Annotated in this window: 16 protein-coding genes; 13 read left to right on the top strand and 3 right to left on the bottom strand. The window is 62.8% G+C overall.

Annotation, left to right across the window (positions count from 1 at the left end; genetic code table 11):
• Positions 1–2 precede the first annotated feature (2 nt).
• Genes P3C18_RS03420 through P3C18_RS03360 form a run of 13 tightly spaced genes read left to right on the top strand, consistent with a single transcriptional unit; the run spans position 3 to position 11,521 of the window.
• Positions 3–632: an outer membrane lipoprotein carrier protein LolA gene (locus tag P3C18_RS03420; RefSeq protein WP_275961569.1), complete on the top strand. Its 630-nt coding sequence runs from the start codon at positions 3–5 to the stop codon at positions 630–632.
• Complete coding sequence (locus P3C18_RS03415) at positions 622–2,985, top strand: hypothetical protein (protein ID WP_275960471.1); 2,364 nt, start codon at positions 622–624, stop codon at positions 2,983–2,985. Before P3C18_RS03420 ends, P3C18_RS03415 begins: the two co-directional genes overlap by 11 nt.
• Positions 2,982–4,139, top strand: a complete 1,158-nt coding sequence (locus tag P3C18_RS03410) for a sodium:proton antiporter (RefSeq protein ID WP_275960470.1) — start codon at positions 2,982–2,984, stop codon at positions 4,137–4,139. The genes P3C18_RS03415 and P3C18_RS03410 overlap by 4 nt, the downstream gene beginning before the upstream one ends.
• Entirely contained in the window at positions 4,126–5,385 is a 1,260-nt protein-coding gene (locus tag P3C18_RS03405) for an NAD(P)/FAD-dependent oxidoreductase (protein WP_275960469.1), read from the top strand. The genes P3C18_RS03410 and P3C18_RS03405 overlap by 14 nt, the downstream gene beginning before the upstream one ends.
• An 8-nt stretch (positions 5,386–5,393) precedes the next feature.
• On the top strand, positions 5,394–6,122 hold the full coding sequence (locus tag P3C18_RS03400) for a class I SAM-dependent methyltransferase (protein WP_275960468.1): 729 nt from the start codon (positions 5,394–5,396) through the stop codon (positions 6,120–6,122).
• Complete coding sequence (locus P3C18_RS03395; RefSeq protein ID WP_275960467.1) at positions 6,119–6,619, top strand: hypothetical protein; 501 nt, start codon at positions 6,119–6,121, stop codon at positions 6,617–6,619. The genes P3C18_RS03400 and P3C18_RS03395 overlap by 4 nt, the downstream gene beginning before the upstream one ends.
• Positions 6,619–7,851, top strand: coding sequence for a beta-ketoacyl-[acyl-carrier-protein] synthase family protein (locus P3C18_RS03390; protein WP_275960466.1), 1,233 nt, complete (start codon positions 6,619–6,621; stop codon positions 7,849–7,851). Before P3C18_RS03395 ends, P3C18_RS03390 begins: the two co-directional genes overlap by 1 nt.
• The gene (locus P3C18_RS03385; RefSeq protein WP_275960465.1) at positions 7,848–8,312 is read left to right on the top strand and encodes a hotdog family protein; all 465 of its coding nucleotides are present in this window, start codon (positions 7,848–7,850) and stop codon (positions 8,310–8,312) included. The genes P3C18_RS03390 and P3C18_RS03385 overlap by 4 nt, the downstream gene beginning before the upstream one ends.
• A gap of 32 nt (positions 8,313–8,344) precedes the next feature.
• Positions 8,345–9,073 (top strand): 3-oxoacyl-ACP reductase FabG, encoded by a 729-nt coding sequence (fabG, locus tag P3C18_RS03380; RefSeq protein ID WP_275961568.1) that lies wholly within the window; start codon positions 8,345–8,347, stop codon positions 9,071–9,073.
• Positions 9,073–10,308: a beta-ketoacyl-ACP synthase gene (locus P3C18_RS03375; RefSeq protein ID WP_275960464.1), complete on the top strand. Its 1,236-nt coding sequence runs from the start codon at positions 9,073–9,075 to the stop codon at positions 10,306–10,308. The genes fabG and P3C18_RS03375 overlap by 1 nt, the downstream gene beginning before the upstream one ends.
• A 22-nt stretch (positions 10,309–10,330) precedes the next feature.
• Positions 10,331–10,735, top strand: coding sequence for a hypothetical protein (locus P3C18_RS03370; protein WP_275960463.1), 405 nt, complete (start codon positions 10,331–10,333; stop codon positions 10,733–10,735).
• Between the two features lie 23 nt (positions 10,736–10,758).
• On the top strand, positions 10,759–11,202 hold the full coding sequence (locus tag P3C18_RS03365; RefSeq protein WP_275960462.1) for an excinuclease: 444 nt from the start codon (positions 10,759–10,761) through the stop codon (positions 11,200–11,202).
• Positions 11,192–11,521, top strand: a complete 330-nt coding sequence (locus P3C18_RS03360) for a cytochrome c (protein ID WP_275960461.1) — start codon at positions 11,192–11,194, stop codon at positions 11,519–11,521. The genes P3C18_RS03365 and P3C18_RS03360 overlap by 11 nt, the downstream gene beginning before the upstream one ends.
• A 116-nt stretch (positions 11,522–11,637) precedes the next feature.
• Here the strand turns inward: P3C18_RS03360 and hemE are convergent, their stop codons facing one another.
• The 3 genes from hemE to gltB all read right to left on the bottom strand — a co-directional run bounded on the left by hemE (position 11,638) and on the right by gltB (position 18,810).
• Positions 11,638–12,705, bottom strand: coding sequence for a uroporphyrinogen decarboxylase (hemE, locus tag P3C18_RS03355; RefSeq protein ID WP_275960460.1), 1,068 nt, complete (start codon positions 12,703–12,705; stop codon positions 11,638–11,640).
• A 203-nt stretch (positions 12,706–12,908) separates the two neighbouring features.
• Positions 12,909–14,327: an FAD-dependent oxidoreductase gene (locus P3C18_RS03350; protein ID WP_275960459.1), complete on the bottom strand. Its 1,419-nt coding sequence runs from the start codon at positions 14,325–14,327 to the stop codon at positions 12,909–12,911.
• A 34-nt stretch (positions 14,328–14,361) separates the two neighbouring features.
• Positions 14,362–18,810 carry a glutamate synthase large subunit gene (gene gltB / locus P3C18_RS03345; RefSeq protein ID WP_275960458.1) on the bottom strand — a complete coding sequence of 1,483 codons (4,449 nt, stop codon included), beginning with the start codon at positions 18,808–18,810 and terminating at the stop codon, positions 14,362–14,364.
• Positions 18,811–18,984 lie beyond the last annotated feature (174 nt).

Here is an 18,984-nt window from a genome sequence, read left to right as displayed (position 1 = left end):
GGATGCAATCCGGGAAGCGTTCTCCGACCTTGCACCGCTCCCGGATTGCATCCGGGCTACTGCTGCTCCTGCTTCTGACACCGAGAACTTACGCCTTCGACCTCGACCAACTCAGCGCCCAGCTGGCTAAACCTGCCGTGGTCCGTGGCCCGCTGATTCAGGAAAAGCACCTGCGCGCCCTGCCACAGCCGCTGACCAGTCGCGGTCAGTTCGTCCTGAGTCGCGACTTCGGCCTGCTCTGGCAGCTGCAAAGCCCGCTTAAGCAGGATTACCGCATAAACAGCCAGGGCATCGCCAAACGCACGCCCAGCGGCTGGCAACAGCAACCCGGCCAGGATGTCGCCGCCCAGCAGAGCCGGCTGTTTCTCGCCGTGCTCAAGGGCGACCATAGCGGCCTGTCCAAAGATTTCCAGCTGCAACTGAGTGGCACTGCCGAGGCCTGGCAACTGCGCCTGGTGCCGAACTCGGTGCTGCTCAAGCAGATTTTCAGCCGCATCCAGATCGACGGCGGCGCGCTGGTGCAGCGTATCGAGCTGCATGAAACCCAGGGCGACCACAGCGTGCTGCGCTTACCGGAAAGCCAGGCCGGCGATGCCTTGAGTGAGCAGGAGCGGCGCGACTTTGCCCAGTGAACGCTGGCTGCCGCGCGGCTTTCTGCTGCTGCTCGCCGCCCTACTGGCGCTCGCCGCCTGGCAGTGGCGCAACGGCCCGCCCGTAGCGGCGGATATGCTCGCGCTGTTGCCGGCCGGTAGCGGCGATGAACTGGTGCAGCAGGCCGAGCAACGTATGCAGGAGCCGCTCAATCGCGACCTGCTGCTGTTGATTGGCCACCCGCAGCGCGACCAGGCGATTGCCCTGGCGCAGCAAGTTGGCGAGCAGTGGCGCGGCAGCGGACGCTTCGCCCAAGTGCAGTGGAGCGTCGACAGCGACCTCGCGGCGCTGCGCGACTACCTGCGCAGCAACCGCCTGAGCCTGCTGCCGACGGCGGATCGCCAGCTGCTGCTGGAGCAGCCACAACAACTGATCGAACAACGTGCCGCCCAGCTGTTCGACACCTTCGCCGGTTTCAGCCTGCTGCCCATCGAGCAGGACTGGCTGGGCCTTGGCGTACGCGCGCAACAGGTACTGAATCCCGGCAGCCGCATCCAGGCCGACCTGAGCAGCGGCGCACTGCTGCTGGAAGAGCCGGGCATGACCTGGGCCATGCTGCGCGCCAGCGCCCAGGGCAGCGCCTTCGATATGCAGGAGCCGCCGCTGATTGCCGCACAGGTCGCCGCTACCCGTGCACAGATCGAAACAGCCGGCGGCCAACTGCTGGCCGCCGGTGGCGTGTTATACGCCGCCGCCGGGCAGGCCAAGGCCACCCGCGAGATCAGCCTGATTGGCGGCGGTGCTACGCTCGGCACCCTGCTGTTGTTGTTGCTGGCCTTCCGCCGCGTGCGGGTGCTGGTCAGCTTGTTGCCTATTGGCATGGCCCTTTTGGCTGGCTGCACCGCCTGCGTACTGGTGTTCGGCCAGATCAACGCCCTGACCCTGGTACTGGGTGCCAGTCTGGTCGGGGTCGCTGCGGACTATCCGCAACATTACTTAAGCAAGAGCTGGAGCAACGCCGAGGGCACAGATGGCTGGACCAGCTGGAGCGCACTGCGCGCCACCCTACCGGGCTTGAGCCTGAGCCTGGGCACCAATCTGATCGGCTACCTGGCGCTGGCCTTTACCCCGTTTCCGGCGCTGACCCAGGTCGCGCTGTTCTCCGCCGCTGGGCTGATTGCCGCCTATCTGTGCTCGGTCTGCCTGCTGCCGGCCTGGCTACGTGGCCTGCGGCTAAGCCCATCGCCGCAGCTGCTGAGCCTTAGCCAACGCCTGCTGGCCGGTCGGACACGCCTGTTGGCCAAGGTCGGCAGCGCGCCACTGCTGGCTTTACTGCTGCTGTTTTGCGCCGGCGGGCTGTGGCAGCTGCATACACAGAATGATTTACGCCAGTGGTTGGGCCAGGAACCGGAGCTGCTGACCGAGGCCCAGCGCATCGCCGAGCTGACCGGACAACAGCCCACCAGCCAGTTCTTTCTGGTGCGCGCCGCTAACCCACAGCAGTTGCTGGAGCGCCAGGCGGCGCTAAGCCAGCGTCTGGATCAGGCAGTGCAAAACGGTCAATTACGTGACTACCGCGCCCTGAGCCAACTGGTCGCTCCCGACAGTCAGCTGCAGGAGTTGCGCGCTGCGCTGGGCGCACTGCCGCAGCACTGGCAACCGCTGCTCGACCTGGGCATTCCGCCAGCCGCGCTGCATAACGAACTGCTGGAACTCCAACAGAACAACCAGGCGAGCCTTGAACAAGCCCTGGCCAGCCCCTTGGGCGAGGCCTGGCGACCGCTATGGCTGGGCGCTCATAGCAAGAACGGGGCAGATGCTGTGGCCGGGCTGGTCAGCCTGCAGGGGCTTAGCAACAGCAGCGAACTCAAGCCGCTGGTCGAGGGCCTGCCTGGGGTGCAGCTAGTGGATCGGATCAGCGAACTCAACGCGCTATTCAGCGCCACCCAACTTAGCGCCGCAGAATTAAAACTCATCTCCAGCGTGGCGATCCTCTTGCTGCTGTGCCTGCCGTTCGGCCTCGGCGGCGCACTGCGGGTGGTCTGCCTGCCGCTGCTGGCAGCGCTGGCGGCGCTGGCCTGCCTCGGTTGGCTGGGCCAGCCGCTGACGCTGTTCAGCCTGTTCGGCCTGCTGTTGATCACCGCCATCGGCGTCGATTACGCCATTCTGATGCGCGAGAACATCGGCGGGCCGGCGGTCAGCCTGCTCGGCACCCTGCTCTCGGCGCTGACCAGCTGGCTGTCGTTCGGCCTGCTGCTGATCAGTGACACCCCGGCGATTGCCAACTTTGGCCTGGCGATCAGCCTCGGTCTGCTGTTCTGCTTCCTGCTCGCGCCCTGGGCCGGTACCCAGCGAGTAAGCGCACCAACTCGTAATCAAGGAATAGCGTCATGAGTGTTATCGGGTTCTGGCTGCTGGCCCTGGCGATCTATGCGCTGGTGGCATGGGTCGGCGGCCGCCGCTTGATTCCCATCGTCGGTCAGTTGCTGGTCGCCAGCCTGGCGATTCCGGCGTTGCTGCTGTTGTGGGTCGAGCCGCACTGGCAGCTCAGCGCCAAGCAGCTGCTCGCGCCTGAATGGCTGAGCCTGGCCTACGGCCTGTGTTTCGCGTTGCTGCTGGGCTACATACTCAGCGACGTGATCGACCTGGAGGTGAATGCTGCCTGCCTGAAGATCGCCCTGCCGAGTTTCCTCGTGCCGATGCTGGCCGGTTTGGTCTGCGCCGTCTGGCTGCTGCCTGGCGAGCGCGACTGGTTGAGCGCGGTGGGCATCGGCCTGCTGTTTTCGATCACCGCGATCCCGGTGCTGTACCTGTTTCTGCAGAGCATCGGCTACCCGCTGGAGGCGACCAAACGCCTGCTGCACGCGGCGATCCTGATGGACTTTATGTGCTGGAGCCTATTCGGCCTGGCCCAGGGCAGCAGCAATCCGGCCACGTTGCTCTGGCCGCTGCTGGCCGCCGGCCTGCCACTGCTGCTGCGCGCGCTGAAGATGCGCCACGGCCTGCTCTACAGCCTGCCGTTCTTTGCCCTGATGCTGCTGTTCCAGCAACTGGGGCTCAACGCCCTGGTATTCGGCATCGCCTATATGCTGTGCCTGGCCTGGCTCAAGCAGCCGTTTCGCCTGCCTTTACCGACGCGGCACTGGAAGTTGCTGTTGAATGGCCTGGCAGTGCCGCTGATCCTTACCTACGGCGTGCTGCGCGTGGATTTCCACAACATCGGCGCGCACTATTCCTGGCTCTACCTCGGCGCGCTGCTGGTGCTGCCGGTGCTGAGCAAGGTGCTGGGCAGCTGGCTGGGCCTGCACTGGGCCGACCCGGCGGCCTCAAGTCAGATCAAATGGCAGGAAAGCCTGCTGCTGAATATTCGCGGGCTGACCGAAATCGTCTTCCTCAATCTGCTGCTGCAATTGCAGTTGATCGATGCCCTGGTGTATTTCAGCTTGCTGCTGATGAGCCTGTTTTCCACACTGCTGCCAGCCCTGCTCGGCACGCGCCCAGCCACCCATGCCATTAACGAGGCAAGAAGCCGCCATGAAGTCTCTTGAAGTCGAACAACGCCAGGTCGTCGTTATCGGGGCCGGCCCTTCCGGGGCGATCGCCGCGGCGCTGCTCAAGCGTAATGGCCATGATGTGCTGGTGCTGGAGCGCCAGCGCTTCCCGCGCTTCTCGATCGGCGAAAGCCTGCTGTCGCATTGCCTGGACTTCGTCGAAGAAGCCGGGATGCTCGACGCTGTGCGTGCTGCGGGCTTCCAGACCAAGCATGGCGCGGCCTTTGGCTGGGGTGAGCGTTATACCGAGTTCGACTTCCGCGACACCTTTACCAAAGGCCAGGGTTCGACCTATCAGGTGCTGCGCGCCGATTTCGACAAGCTGCTGGCCGACCAGGCCGAACTGCAGGGTGTGGAAATCCGTTATGAAGAGGAAATCTTCGCCGTCGACTTCAGCGGCGTGCGCAGCGGCGACTGCCCTCGCCTAAGCGTGCGGCGCTTGGCCGACAGCCATGAGTATCAGGTCGAATGTGCCTTCGTCCTCGACGGCAGCGGCTACGGCCGCGTGCTGCCGCGCCTGCTTGACCTCGACACGCCGTCGAGCTTCCCGGTGCGTCAGGCGGTGTTTACCCACGTCGAAGACCGCAGCGAAGGCACCGGCTTCGACCGCGAGAAGATTCTGATCACCACCCACCCAACTCTGAGGGATGTGTGGTTCTGGACCATCCCGTTCAGCAACGGCCGCTGCTCGGTCGGCGTGGTGGCCGATGCCACCCGCTATCAGGGTCGCCCGGAAGATCTGGACGCCTGCTTGAAGCAATTTATTGAAGAGACGCCCAGCCTGCACAAGGTGCTGAAGAACGCCGTGTGGGACACCCCGGCGCGGACCATTGGCGGCTATTCGGCCAACGTGAAAACTCTGCACGGCCCAGGCTTTGCCCTGCTAGGCAACGCCGCCGAATTCCTCGACCCGGTGTTCAGCTCGGGCGTGACCATCGCCATGCGTTCGGCGAGCATGGCCGCAGGCGTTCTGCACCGCCAGCTAAGCGGCGAGACGGTGGACTGGGAAAATGAATTCGCCATCCCGCTTAAGCGCGGCGTCGACACCTTCCGCGTGTATGTCGAGGGCTGGTACGACGGCAGCTTCCAGGACGTAATCTATTTCGAGAAAGCTCAGCCGGAGATCCGCCGGATGATCAGCTCGATCCTCGCCGGCTACGCCTGGGATGAAAAAAACCCCTATGTCGCCGAACCGAAGCGGCGCCTGCGGGTGCTCGCTGAACTCTGCGCCACTAGTCAATAAGGATATTTATGAGCAACCCGGCCGCCACCTACGTCGAGGAAACCCGCTTCGGCTTCTGGTTCTTGCAGAGCCACGTCTGGCAGCACCATGTGCTGCGCGTGGCGATCAATGACCTGCGCGGCCTGTTCGCCGGCCCGCTGCCAGAAGCACCGGTGCTGCTGGATGCCGGCTGCGGCCAGGGCAAGTCCTTCGGCCTGCTCGCCGAGGCGTTTGCGCCTGCGCGGATAATCGGTCTGGATGCTGATCCGCACAGCCTTGACTGCTCGCGTGCCGAGGCGGAGCGCCTGGGCCTGGATGTGCAATTGATCGCCAGCGACTGCGCGGCCATCGACCTGGCGGATGCCAGCGTCGACCTGCTGTTCTGTCACCAGACCTTCCATCACCTGGTCGAGCAGGAGCAGGCCCTCGCCGAGTTCTGGCGTGTACTCAAACCGGGCGGCCGTTTGCTGTTCGCCGAATCGACTCAGTACTACATCGACACCTGGGTGATCCGCTGGCTGTTCCGCCACCCCATGCATGTGCAGAAAAGCGCCGAAGGCTATCTGCAGATGTTGCGCGGCCAGGGCTTCGAGTTCGAACCCCAGAATGTCTCCTACCCCTATCTGTGGTGGAGCCGTTCCAAGGACTTCGGCCTGCTGGAACGCTGGGGGCTGCTAAAGCCCAAGCCGGTCGGCCAGCGCAATGAAACCCTGGTCAATGTGGTGGCGCGCAAGCCGCTTGAGGCAACCCCAGCATGAGGCGCCTCATCCTGCTCGGCCTCGGCCTGCTGCTCAGCGCCTGCGCCGCCCACACACCGCTGCCGCTAAGCGCACCGACCTTTGGCGCGCCACTGCCCGCCGCGCTGCGCGTCGAGCGCCAGCAAGGCGCGGATCAACAGACCTGGTGGCTGGTGGTGCAGACCGAACAATCGGCGCTGCGCTGGTCGCTGTTCGATCCACTCGGCGTGCCCCTGGCGCGGCAGCTGCTGGAGGATGGCAAGTGGCGCGCCGATGGCCTGCTGCCGCCCAACAGCGAAGCCCAGGAGCTGTTCGCCGCCCTGCTGTTCGCCCTCACCCCTCTCGACAAGCTGCCCGCCAGCTATGCGCCGGACACCTGGCAGCAACTGGCCGACGGTCAGCGCCGGCTTAATCCGCACTGGCTGATCGACTACCACGCGCCGCTGGATTTCACCCTGAGCCAAGGCCAGGTGCTGAGTTACCGGGTCTACGCCCTCGCCGACGAAGAGATTCCCTGATGCCGGTTTACCTCAACGCACTGGGCCTTAACTGCGCCCTCGGCCAAGGCAAGCAGGCGGTGGCGACAGCGCTGTTTGCCGGCGATAGCAGCGGCATGCAGGCGCAAACCGGCTGGGTGGCCGAGCGCGCGCTGACCGTCGGTGCCGTGCCTGGCGACCTGCCGGATTTACCCGAGCTGCCGGGCCATCCGCCGAGCCGCAATAACCAGCTGCTGCTGGCGGCCGCGCTGGAAATCGAGCCAGAACTGCGCGCCGCCATCAGCCGTTTCGGCGCCGAGCGGATCGCCGTGGTACTCGGCACCAGCACCTCGGGCATTGAGGAAGCCAGCCAGAGCATCGCCACCTATCTCAAACAGGGCGAGTTGCCGGCGCACTATCACTATGCCCAACAGGAGCTGGCTGAGCCGGCGAACTTTCTCAGTGACTGGCTGGGCCTGAGCGGGCCGTGCTTTAGCATTTCCACCGCCTGTACCTCAGGCGCGCGGGCGCTACTGAGTGCGCAGCGTCTGCTGAACCTAGGCGTGTGCGATGCGGTGATCTGCGGCGGCGTGGACAGCCTGTGCCGCCTGACCCTGAATGGCTTTACCGCCCTGGAAGCGGTCTCAGCCGAGCGTTGCAACCCGTTTTCTGTGAATCGTCACGGCATCAATATCGGCGAGGCGGCGGCGCTGTTCTTAATGACTAAAGAGCCAATGACCAGAGAGCCGCTAGGTGGCGCAGCCGCCATACCAATCACCCTGCTTGGTGGCGGTGCCTGCTCCGACGCCCACCATATTTCCGCACCGCAGCCCGATGGCCTTGGTGCCCAGGCGGCGATGCGCAAAGCCCTGGCTGCAGCCGGGATCAGCGCTGACCAGGTCGACTACCTGAACCTGCATGGCACCGCTACGACCCACAACGACGCCATGGAAAGTCAGGCGGTGCAGGCAATCTTCCCGCATGGGGTGCCCTGTTCATCCAGCAAGCCTATGGTCGGCCATACCCTGGGCGCCGCCGGTGCATTGGAAGCTGCCTTCTGCTGGCTGACCTTAAGCGAATACAACCCAGAGCAGTTGCTGCCGCCGCACCTGTGGGACGGCCAGGCTGACCCGGCCCTGCCAACGCTGAATCTGGTACAGCCCGGAACCCGCCTGAGCAATAGCCGCCCGCGCCGGCTAATGAGCAACTCCTTCGCCTTTGGCGGCAACAATATCAGCCTGCTTCTCGCTGAAGCGCCAGGAGAACAGCTATGAGCCAATGGCCAATCGCCGAACTGATCCCCCACGCCGCTGACATGATCCTGATCGACCAGGTGCTGCGCTTTGGCGACGAGGACATCGAAACCCAGCTGACCATCCGCCACGGTGGCCTGTTTAACCTGGAAGACGGCAGCCTGCCGGCCTGGGTTGGCATCGAGCTGATGGCGCAGAGCGTCGCCGCCTACGCAGGCTGCCAGGCGCGCCTGCGCGGCGAGCCGGTGGAGTTGGGCTTTCTGCTCGGTACGCGCAAGTACGAGTGCAATGTCGAACGCTTCCCGGCCGGAGCCGAGCTGCATATCCATGCGAGCCGCTCGCTGCAGGATGACAACGGCATGGGCGTGTTCGAGTGCCAGCTGCGCGGTCCCGGCATCGAGGCCCTGGCCCGCCTTAACGTATTCCGTCCACCCCAGGTGGCCAGCTATCTTCAGGAAGAATTTGAGGGAACGCAGCCATGAGCGAAAAAGCAGCCGTGAGCGAAAGCAAAGCCATAAGCGAAACCATTCTGGTCACCGGCTCCAGCCGTGGCATCGGTCGGGCGATTGCCTTGCGCCTGGCCAAGGGCGGCTATGACATCGTACTGCACTGCCGCGCCCGCCGTGAGGAAGCCGAAGCGGTGCAGGCGCAGATCATCGAGATGGGCCAGCAGGCGCGCATCCTGCAATTCGACGTCTCCGACCGCGCCGCCTGCCGCGCGGCGCTGGAGGCCGATGTCGAGCAGCACGGCGCCTATTATGGGGTCGTATGCAACGCCGGCCTGACCCGCGACGGCGCCTTTCCGGCGCTAAGCGAAGAGGACTGGGACATCGTGATGCGCACCAACCTGGACGGTTTCTATAACGTGCTGCATCCGCTGACCATGCCCATGGTGCGGCGGCGCAAGGCCGGGCGCATCGTCTGCATCACCTCGGTATCCGGGCTGATCGGCAACCGTGGCCAGGTCAACTACAGCGCCTCCAAGGCCGGCATTATCGGCGCGGCCAAGGCCTTGGCGATCGAGCTGGGCAAGCGCAAGATCACGGTCAACTGCGTGGCTCCGGGGCTGATCGATACCGAGATTCTCGATGCCGATGTACCCATCGAGGAAATCCTCAAGATGGTCCCGGCCGCCCGCATGGGCACTCCCGAAGAAGTAGCCGGCGCGGTGAATTTTCTGATGTCCGAGGAGGCGGCCTACATTACCCGCCAGGTCCTCGCGGTGAACGGTGGGTTGTGCTGATGAACGGATGCAAACGGGTTGTAGTCACCGGCATGGCCGGCGTGACCTCGCTGGGCAGCGACTGGCCGACGATTGAAGCGAACTTCAAGGCCGGCAAGAGCGGCATCCGCTATATGCACGAGTGGGACAGATTCAGCGAGCTGAACACTCGCCTCGGCGGCCCGGTGGATGATTTCGTGCAACCCAAGCACTGGAACCGCAAGCAAACCCGCAGCATGGGCCGCGTCTCCAAGCTGGTGGTGTACGCCGCCGAACGCGCACTGGAGCATGCCGGCCTGCTCGGCGACGAGTCGATCAAGGACGGCCGTATGGGCGTGGCCTGCGGCTCCTCCACCGGCAGCACCGACGAGATCAAGGCGTTCGGCAATATGCTGCTGAACTCGGTGGCCGACGGCCTCAACGCCAACTCCTATATCCGCATGATGCCGCACACCACGGCGGCCAATATCAGCATCTTCTTCGGCCTCAAGGGCCGCCTGATCCCTACCTCCAGCGCCTGCACCAGCGGTAGCCAGGGCATCGGTTACGCCTACGAGGCGATCAAGTTCGGCCGACTGCCGATGATGCTCGCCGGCGGCGCCGAAGAGCTGTGCCCCACCGAGGCCATGGTGTTCGATGCGTTGTACGCCACCAGCCTGAAAAACGATGCCCCGCACACTTCACCGCGCCCCTACGACAGCGGCCGCGACGGCCTGGTAATCGGCGAAGGTGCCGGCATTCTGGTCCTGGAGGAGCTGGAACACGCCCTGGCCCGTGGCGCGACTATCCATGCCGAAATCGTCGGCTTTGGCTGCAACTCCGATGGCCAGCACGCCACCAAACCGGTGCAGGCGACCATGCGCGGGGCGATGGAACTGGCGCTGCAGGATGCCGGCTTACAGCCTTCTGCCATCGGCTACGTCAACGGCCACGGCACCGCCACCGACCAGGGTGATGTCGCGGAAACTCAGGCCACTCAGGAACTGTTCGGCAGCCAGATGCCGATCAGCTCGCAGAAGAGCTACTTCGGCCACACCCTGGGCGCCTGCGGCGCGCTGGAGTCCTGGTTCAGCATCGAAATGATGAACGCGGATAGCTATGTGCCGACCCTGAACCTGGACGAGATAGACCCGGCCTGCGGCGAGCTGGACTACCTGCGCGGCGAGTTCCGCCAGATGAGCCACCAGTACGTGATGAATAACAACTTCGCCTTTGGCGGGGTGAATACCTCGCTGATCTTCAAACGCTGGACTTAAACCACTGGACAAGGAGTCCGCCATGTACCGCTTCACTAAGCTGCTGCTCATCAGCCTTGCCATCGTTTCTTTGCTGGCCTGTAGTCGGGTTCAGCCGATCCGCGAAATTCATCAGCCCGTGCCGCTCGCCAACTACAGCGGCGACTTTCATCAAATCCTGCTGCAAGCGCTGGCGCACGGTAACTGGGTGGTAGAACAGGATCGACCGCAGCAAATCCTCGCGCGCATCGACTTTCGCGGGCACAGCGCCTCTATTACCCTTAATTACAGTGCGACGCGCTATGACATCCTGTACCGCGACAGCGAAAAGCTACGCTATGCAGATGGCAAGATTCACAAGCGCTATAACGCCTTGGTGAAACGCTTGCACGGCTTGACCCAGCACTATATGAAACTGTCGATCAATCCTGAGCCAAGCAGCTCATAAGCATAAGAACCACGGAGGTCACCATGAAATTGCGCCACCTACTCGTCGCTGTTGCCTGCTTCGCGGCACTGCCGAGCATCAGCCAAGCCCGTGACACTACCCACTTTCTGCCGTTCGAAGCCGCTGTGCAGGAAGCCCTCAACGCCGGCCGCCTCGACGGCAGCGTGAAGTTCTACCTGGCGGGTAACAAACCGGCTGGTGCGGTCAGTGTGATCAAATCCGGCGTCACCACCAGCCAGAAGACCAACGCCTTCAACAAGAGCGATGAAGCCGCCTGCAGCTGGGCCCTGCAATCCGCGCTGATCCGCTTCCAGAACGCCGCCAAGGCTGCCGGCGCCAATGCCGTGGTCGACCTGGCCAGCAACTACAAGAACATCGAGTACAAGGACAGCCAGAAGTACGAATGCCACGCCGGCGCGGTGATGGCGGGCGTCGCCCTCAAGGGAAACCTGGCCAATGTCAAATAAGCCGGCGCTGCTTGGCCTGCTCGGCGCGCTGACCCTGCTCGCCAGCCTGCCCGCGCTGGCCGAAGTGGATGGCCAGCAGCTGTACCGCCAGCACTGCGCCAAATGCCACGCCGAAGACGGCCGCGCCAACACCCTGCGCGGCTGGCTGTACTTTGCGCAGAACCTGAGCAAAGCCAAGTGGCAGGACAACAACAGCGACAACGACATCCTCGAAGCCATTCAGGAAGGCCCAGGCGCCATGCCCGGCTACGCAGGCAAGCTCAGCGAAGCCGAACAGCTGGCGCTGGTAAGGGCAGTGCGCGATTTGCGTAAGCCCTAAGCAACACCCAGAAAAACTAAGGCCGCATTAGCGGCCTTTGTTTTATCTGCACACCTGTAGGAGCACGCCATGCGTGCGATTCGCGGGCATGGCCCGCTCCTACGGGCCTGTGTTTCTCAGGTGTGGTATTGCGCGGACAATTCATGCACCGCTTCGAAGAACGCACCCGCGTGGGCTGGATTAACTTCCGGGGTGATGCCGTGGCCGAGGTTAAACACTTGGCCGCTGCCATGACCGTAGCTGGCAAGAATACGCCCGACTTCGGCGCGAATCGCCGCCGGGTTGGCGTAGAGCACGCTCGGGTCCATATTGCCTTGCAGTGCCACCTTGTTGCCGACGCGGGCGCGAGCACTGCCAATATCGCAGGTCCAGTCCAGGCCCAGGGCTTCAGCGCCGCTGTCGGCCATGGACTCCAACCATAGGCCGCCGCCCTTGGTGAACAGGATTACCGGCACACGGCGACCGTCATGCTCGCGGATCAGGCCGTCGATGATCTTCTGCATATAGGCCAGGGAGAACTCCTGATACGCCGCGGCAGACAGCGAGCCGCCCCAGGAATCGAAAATCTGCACGGCCTGCGCGCCAGCCTTGATCTGCCCGTTGAGGTAGGCAGTCACCGATTGCGCCAGCTTGTCGAGCAGGGCATGCATGGCCTGCGGGTTGTCGTAGAGCATGGCCTTGGACTTGCGGAAGTCCTTCGACGAGCCGCCTTCAACCATATAGGTGGCCAGGGTCCAGGGGCTGCCGGTAAAGCCAATCAGCGGCACACGGCCATTCAGCTCGCGGCGAATGGTGCGCACGGCGTCCATCACATAACCCAGGTCCTGTTCCGGATCGGGGATCGGCAGCGCCTCAATGTCAGCCATCGAGCTGATGACTTTCTTGAAGCGCGGGCCTTCGCCCGTTTCGAAATACAGGCCCTGGCCCATGGCGTCGGGGATGGTCAGGATGTCGGAGAACAGAATCGCCGCGTCCAGCTGCGGGTAACGGTCCAGCGGCTGGATGGTGACTTCGCAGGCCAGCTCCGGGTTCTTCATCAGCTTGACGAAATCACCGGCCTTGGCACGGGTGGCGCGGTACTCCGGCAGGTAACGACCGGCCTGGCGCATCATCCACACCGGGGTGACATCGACAGGTTGCTTGAGCAGAGCACGAAGGAAGCGGTCGTTCTTCAGGGCGGTCATAACAATTCCCGAAACATGGAAGGCAGCAAAAAAGTGCGGGCATTTTCGCAGACCACAAAACAAAAGGCACGGCGAGTGCCGTGCCTTTTGTCTATAGGGTCAATTTGTCGCGGGAAAACACTTCTGTGGGAGGGGCTTCAGCCGCGATGCCGCCGATTTAAAGCGCGCGGCTAAAGCCCCTCCCACAGGTACAGCGTAGTAGCTTAGACGCCGAGGTAATCCAAGATGCCTTCGGCGGCATTACGGCCTTCAAAGATCGCCGTCACCACCAGATCGGAACCGCGAACCATATCGCCGCCGGCGAAGATCTTCGGGTTGCTGGTCTGGTGCTTGAACTGGCTCTGCTCCGGGGCGACGACGCGGCCCTGGCTGTCGGTTTCGATCTTGAAATCGCTGAACCAGGCAGCCGGGCTTGGACGGAAACCGAAGGCGATCAGCACGGCTTCCGCCGGGATGATTTCCTCGGAACCGGGAATCGGCTCAGGGCTGCGACGGCCACGGGCATCAGGCTCGCCGAGACGGGTCTCGACCACTTTCACGCCTTCGACCTTGTCTTCTCCGACGATGGCGATGGGCTGACGGTTGAAGAGGAATTTCACCCCTTCTTCCTTGGCGTTTTTCACTTCCTTGCGCGAGCCCGGCATGTTCTCTTCGTCGCGGCGATAGGCGCAGGTGACCGACTTGGCGCCCTGGCGAATCGAAGTGCGGTTGCAGTCCATCGCGGTGTCGCCGCCGCCGAGGACGACGATGCGCTTGCCCTTCATGTCGATAAAGTCTTCCGCGTTCTTCTCGAAACCGAGGTTGCGGTTGACGTTGGCGATCAGGAAATCCAGCGCATCGGTAACGCCCGGCAGGTCTTCACCGGGGAAGCCGCCCTTCATGTAGGTGTAGGTGCCCATGCCCATAAACACGGCATCGTACTCATCCAGCAGCTGCTGCATGGTGATGTCTGTGCCGATCTCGGTGTTCAGGCGGAACTCGACGCCCATGCCGGTGAAGACTTCGCGGCGATTGCTCAGCACGCTCTTCTCCAGCTTGAACTCGGGGATACCGAAAGTCAGCAGGCCACCGATTTCCGGGTTCTTGTCGAACACCACCGGGGTCACACCGTTGCGCACCAGGACGTCGGCGCAGCCGAGACCTGCCGGGCCGGCACCGATCACCGCAACGCGCTTGCCGGTTGGCACCACGCGCGACATGTCCGGGCGCCAGCCCATGGCGAAGGCCGTATCGGTGATGTACTTCTCCACCGAGCCGATGGTCACCGCGCCGAAGCCGTCGTTAAGGGTGCATGCACCCTCGCACAGACGGTCCTGCGGACACACACGGCCGCAGACTTCCGGCAGGGTGTTGGTCTGGTGCGACAACTCGGCGGCGGCGAGGATGTTGCCCTCGGACACCAGCTTGAGCCAGTTGGGAATGAAGTTGTGCACCGGGCACTTCCATTCGCAATAGGGGTTGCCACAGCCCAGGCAACGGTGTGCCTGGTCGGCCGCTTGCGCAGGCTTGAAGTTGTCGTAGATCTCGACGAACTCTTTCTTACGCTGACGCAACAGTTTCTTCTTCGGGTCTTTGCGCCCGACTTCGATGAACTGGAAGTCGTTATTCAGACGTTCAGTCATTGCAATACCTCATCAAACCACTTCAGGCGCATTCTTATTGCGGGTTGGCACGGGTGCTGGAGAGCAACGACTTCAGGCTTGCCGCCTTCGGTTTGACCAGCCAGAACTTGCGCAGGTAGTCGTCCAGGTTTTCCAGCAGGTTGATGCCCCACTCACTCGATGTTTCCTGGACGTACTCGGCGAGTACGCGCTCCAGGTGGCTACGGTAAGCCTCCATCGACTCATTGTTGATCCGCTGAATTTCCACCAGCTCGTGGTTAACGCGGTCGTAGAAGCTGTTATCCAGATCGAGCACGTAGGCGAAACCGCCGGTCATGCCGGAACCGAAGTTGTAGCCGGTCTTGCCCAGTACGCAGACAAAGCCGCCAGTCATGTATTCACAGCAATGGTCGCCCGTGCCTTCCACTACCGTGTGGGCACCGGAGTTACGCACGGCGAAACGCTCGCCCGCAGTACCCGCGGCGAACAGCTTGCCACCGGTGGCGCCATACAAGCAGGTGTTGCCAATGATGGCGCTGTCCTGGGTCTTGAACGGGCTGCCTTTCGGCGGGGTGATCACCAGCTTGCCGCCGGTCATGCCCTTGCCGACGTAGTCGTTGGCGTCGCCTTCCAGGTACAGGTTCAGACCACCGGCGTTCCACACACCGAAGCTCTGGCCCGCAGTGCCCTTGAAGCGGAAGGTGATCGGCGCCTTGGCCATGCCTTGGTTGCCGTGTTTGCGGGCGATTTCGCCGGAGACACGGGCACCGATGGAACGGTCACAGTTGCAGATTTCCAGATCAATCTCAGCACCGCTGGCTGCCTCAATCGCCGGCTTGACCAGCTCGACCATCTTCTCGGCCAGCAGACCTTCGTCGAACGGCGGGTTGCGATCAACCAGACAGAACTGCGGCTTGTCGGCCGGAATGTGGTCGCTACCGAGCAGCGGCGTCAGGTCCAGATGCCCCTGCTTGGCGGTTTCGCCCGGCAGCATTTCCAGCAGATCGGTACGCCCGATCAACTCTTCCAGGCTACGCACGCCGAGCTTGGCCAGCCACTCGCGGGTTTCTTCGGCGACATAGGTGAAGAAGTTCATCACCATTTCGACGGTGCCGATGAAGTGATCCTTGCGCAGCTTGTCGTTCTGCGTGGCCACGCCGGTGGCGCAGTTGTTCAGGTGACAGATACGCAGGTATTTACAGCCCAGGGCGATCATCGGCGCAGTACCAAAGCCGAAGCTTTCGGCGCCGAGAATAGCGGCCTTGATCACGTCCAGGCCGGTCTTCAGGCCGCCGTCAGTCTGTACCCGCACCTTGCCGCGCAGGTCGTTGCCGCGCAGAGTCTGGTGGGTTTCGGCCAGGCCGAGTTCCCACGGCGCACCGGCGTACTTGATCGAGGTCAGTGGCGAAGCACCGGTGCCACCGTCGTAACCGGAGATGGTGATCAGGTCGGCATAGGCCTTGGCCACACCGGCGGCGATGGTGCCAACACCGGCTTCCGCCACCAGCTTGACCGATACCAGGGCAGCCGGGTTGACCTGCTTGAGGTCATAGATCAGCTGCGCCAGGTCTTCGATGGAATAGATGTCATGGTGCGGCGGTGGCGAAATCAGGGTCACGCCCGGTACTGCATAACGCAGTTTGGCGATCAGACCGTTGACCTTGCCGCCCGGCAGCTGGCCGCCCTCGCCGGGCTTGGCGCCCTGAGCAACCTTGATCTGCAGCACTTCGGCGTTGACCAGGTATTCCGGGGTCACGCCAAAACGGCCAGTGGCCACTTGCTTGATCTTCGAGCTGCGCACGGTGCCGTAACGGGCTGGGTCTTCGCCGCCCTCACCGGAGTTGGAGCGCGCACCCAGGCGGTTCATTGCCTCGGCGATGGCTTCGTGGGCTTCCGGCGACAACGCGCCAAGGGAAATCCCGGCGGAGTCGAAGCGTTTGAGAATATCGCCCAGCGGCTCAACCTGATCCAGCGCCAGTGGCTGATCGGCCAGCTTCAGTTGCAGCAGGTCGCGCAGCATCGATACCGGACGGGTGTCGACCAGCGTGGTGTATTCCTTGAATTTCTCGTAGCTGCCCTGCTGCACAGCGGCCTGCAGGGTGTTGACCACGTCCGGGTTGTAAGCGTGGTACTCGCCGCCGTAGACGAACTTGAGCAAGCCGCCCTGCTGGATGGTCTTGCGCGCGTTCCAGGCTTCGGCCGCCAGCAGCTTCTGCTCGTTTTCGATATCAACGAAGCGCGCGCCTTTGATGCGGCTGGCCACACCTCGGAAGCACAGCTCGGTGACGTCATCGGCCAGGCCGACCGCTTCAAACAGCTGCGCACCACGGTAGGAGGCAACAGTGGAGATACCCATCTTCGATAGGATCTTCAGCAGGCCTTTGGAGATGCCTTTGCGGTAGTGCTTGAACACTTCATACAGATCGCCCAGCACTTCGCCGGTGCGGATCAGGTCGCCCAGCACTTCGTATGCGAGGAACGGATAGACCGCCGACGCGCCGAAGCCGAGCAGCACCGCATAGTGATGCGGATCGCGGGCAGTCGCCGTCTCGACCAGGATGTTGCAGTCGCAACGCAGGCCTTTTTCGGTCAGGCGGTGGTGAATCGCACCGGTGACCAGCGAGGCGTGGGCCGGCAGCTTGCCTGGGGCGATATGACGGTCAGACAGAACCAGCAGCACCTTACCGGCGCGCACCGCTTCTTCGGCCTGATCGGCCATGTTACGCACGGCGGCTTCCAGGCCAATCGACTCGTCGTAGTTCATGTCGATCAGCTGACGCTCGAAGCCTGGGCGGTCGAGGGTCATCAATGCGCGCCACTTGGCCGGCGAGATCACCGGGCTGCTGAGAATCACCCGTGCGGCGTGCTCTGGCGACTCTTCGAAGATATTGCGCTCGGCACCGAGGCAGATCTCCAGCGACATGACGATGGCTTCACGCAGCGGGTCGATCGGCGGGTTGGTGACCTGCGCGAACTGCTGACGGAAATAGTCGTACGGCGAGCGCACGCGCTGGCTGAGCACGGCCATCGGCGTGTCGTCGCCCATCGAGCCGACCGCTTCCTGGCCTTGTTCGCCAAGCGGACGCAACACCTGATCACGCTCTTCGAAGGTGACCTGGTACATCTTCATGTACTGCTTGAGCTGGTCAACGTCGTAGAACGCAGAACCATGGTCGCGGTCTTCCAGGGTCGCCTGAATGCGCTGGGCACTCTTGCGCATCCACTGCTTGTAGGGGTGACGCGACTTGAGACGGTTGTCGATATCGTCGCTGCCGAGAATCTGCCCGGTTTCGGTGTCCACCGCCAGGATCTGCCCCGGGCCAACGCGGCCCTTGGCCAATACGTCCTCGGGTGCGTAGTTCCACACGCCGATTTCCGAAGCCAGGGTGATATAGCCATTCTTGGTGGTAACCCAGCGCGCCGGACGCAGGCCGTTACGGTCGAGCAGGCACACAGCATGGCGGCCATCGGTGAGTACCACACCGGCCGGACCATCCCAGGGCTCCATGTGCATGGAGTTGTATTCGTAGAACGCGCGCAGATCGGCGTCCATGGTTTCGACGTTCTGCCATGCAGGCGGAATGATCATGCGCACGCCACGGAACAAGTCGATGCCGCCGGTGACCATCAGCTCAAGCATGTTGTCCATGCTCGAGGAGTCGGATCCGACACGGTTGACCAGCGGGCCGAGTTCTTCCAGGTCGAATATCTGGTCATTGGCAAACTTCAGGCGACGCGCCTGCGCCCAGTTGCGGTTACCAGTGATGGTGTTGATTTCACCGTTGTGCGCGAGGAAGCGGAACGGCTGTGCCAGCGGCCACTTCGGCAGGGTGTTGGTGGAGAAGCGCTGGTGGAAGACGCAAATGGCGGTCTGCAGACGCTCGTCACCCAGGTCCGGGTAGAACTGCTGCAGATCGGCCGGCATCATCAGGCCTTTGTAGATGATAGTTTTGTGCGAAAAGCTGCAGATGTAGTGATCGCTGTCAGCGGCATTGGCCACCGAGGAACGACGACGGGCACTGAACAGCTTGATCGCAAATTCCTGGTCGGACAGGCCTTCGCCGCCGATAAACACCTGCTCGATCTGCGGCAGACGCTCAAGCGCCAGACGGCCAAGCACGCTGGTGTCGATTGGCACTTTGCGCCAGCCGACCAGGCTCAGGCCAGCTGCGAGAATCTCGCGATTCATGTTTTCGCGGGCCGCTTCAGCCTTCACTGGATCTTGGTTGAGGAACACCATGCCGACGGCGTACTGCTTAGGCAGCTCGACGGCAAAGTGCTGCTGGGCCATGGCCCGCAGGAAAGCATCAGGCTTCTGGATCAGCAGACCGCAACCGTCACCGGTTTTACCGTCGGCGTTGATCCCGCCACGGTGGGTCATGCATGTCAGGGCTTCAATCGCGGTCTGCAGCAGGTGATGGCTAGCCTCACCCTGCATATGGGCGATAAGGCCGAAGCCGCAGTTATCCTTGAACTCATCAGGACGGTACAAACCTGCTTTCATAGGGACTCTCACCAGACGGCCTATCACAAGGCAATTACTTTCTAATTCAACCACTTACCATGCGCGCAGGACCAAGCCCCAGCTTTGCGCAGGCGAAAGGGCAGTCATTGTACATACCCACCTAGGCCGTCACAAATCTTAGTGACGAAGCCTTGAAAAAATATGTCGCTAAAA

The organism is Pseudomonas sp. 1928-m, from assembly GCF_029269135.1.
In the GTDB taxonomy this organism is placed as follows: Bacteria; Pseudomonadota; Gammaproteobacteria; order Pseudomonadales; family Pseudomonadaceae; genus Aquipseudomonas.
Note: the sequence above shows the minus strand (reverse complement) of the source record. Positions and strands in the feature narration are given on the sequence as shown.

Coding starts and splice junctions, on each gene's coding strand:
- P3C18_RS03400 (WP_275960468.1), top strand. CDS start 5,394: ATGAGCAACCCGGCCGCCACCTACGTCGAGGAAACCCGCTTCGGCTTC.
- P3C18_RS03385 (WP_275960465.1), top strand. CDS start 7,848: ATGAGCCAATGGCCAATCGCCGAACTGATCCCCCACGCCGCTGACATG.
- P3C18_RS03390 (WP_275960466.1), top strand. CDS start 6,619: ATGCCGGTTTACCTCAACGCACTGGGCCTTAACTGCGCCCTCGGCCAA.
- gltB (WP_275960458.1), bottom strand. CDS start 18,810: ATGAAAGCAGGTTTGTACCGTCCTGATGAGTTCAAGGATAACTGCGGC.
- hemE (WP_275960460.1), bottom strand. CDS start 12,705: ATGACCGCCCTGAAGAACGACCGCTTCCTTCGTGCTCTGCTCAAGCAA.
- P3C18_RS03375 (WP_275960464.1), top strand. CDS start 9,073: ATGAACGGATGCAAACGGGTTGTAGTCACCGGCATGGCCGGCGTGACC.
- P3C18_RS03405 (WP_275960469.1), top strand. CDS start 4,126: ATGAAGTCTCTTGAAGTCGAACAACGCCAGGTCGTCGTTATCGGGGCC.
- P3C18_RS03420 (WP_275961569.1), top strand. CDS start 3: ATGCAATCCGGGAAGCGTTCTCCGACCTTGCACCGCTCCCGGATTGCA.
- P3C18_RS03395 (WP_275960467.1), top strand. CDS start 6,119: ATGAGGCGCCTCATCCTGCTCGGCCTCGGCCTGCTGCTCAGCGCCTGC.
- P3C18_RS03365 (WP_275960462.1), top strand. CDS start 10,759: ATGAAATTGCGCCACCTACTCGTCGCTGTTGCCTGCTTCGCGGCACTG.
- P3C18_RS03370 (WP_275960463.1), top strand. CDS start 10,331: ATGTACCGCTTCACTAAGCTGCTGCTCATCAGCCTTGCCATCGTTTCT.
- P3C18_RS03350 (WP_275960459.1), bottom strand. CDS start 14,327: ATGACTGAACGTCTGAATAACGACTTCCAGTTCATCGAAGTCGGGCGC.
- P3C18_RS03360 (WP_275960461.1), top strand. CDS start 11,192: ATGTCAAATAAGCCGGCGCTGCTTGGCCTGCTCGGCGCGCTGACCCTG.
- P3C18_RS03410 (WP_275960470.1), top strand. CDS start 2,982: ATGAGTGTTATCGGGTTCTGGCTGCTGGCCCTGGCGATCTATGCGCTG.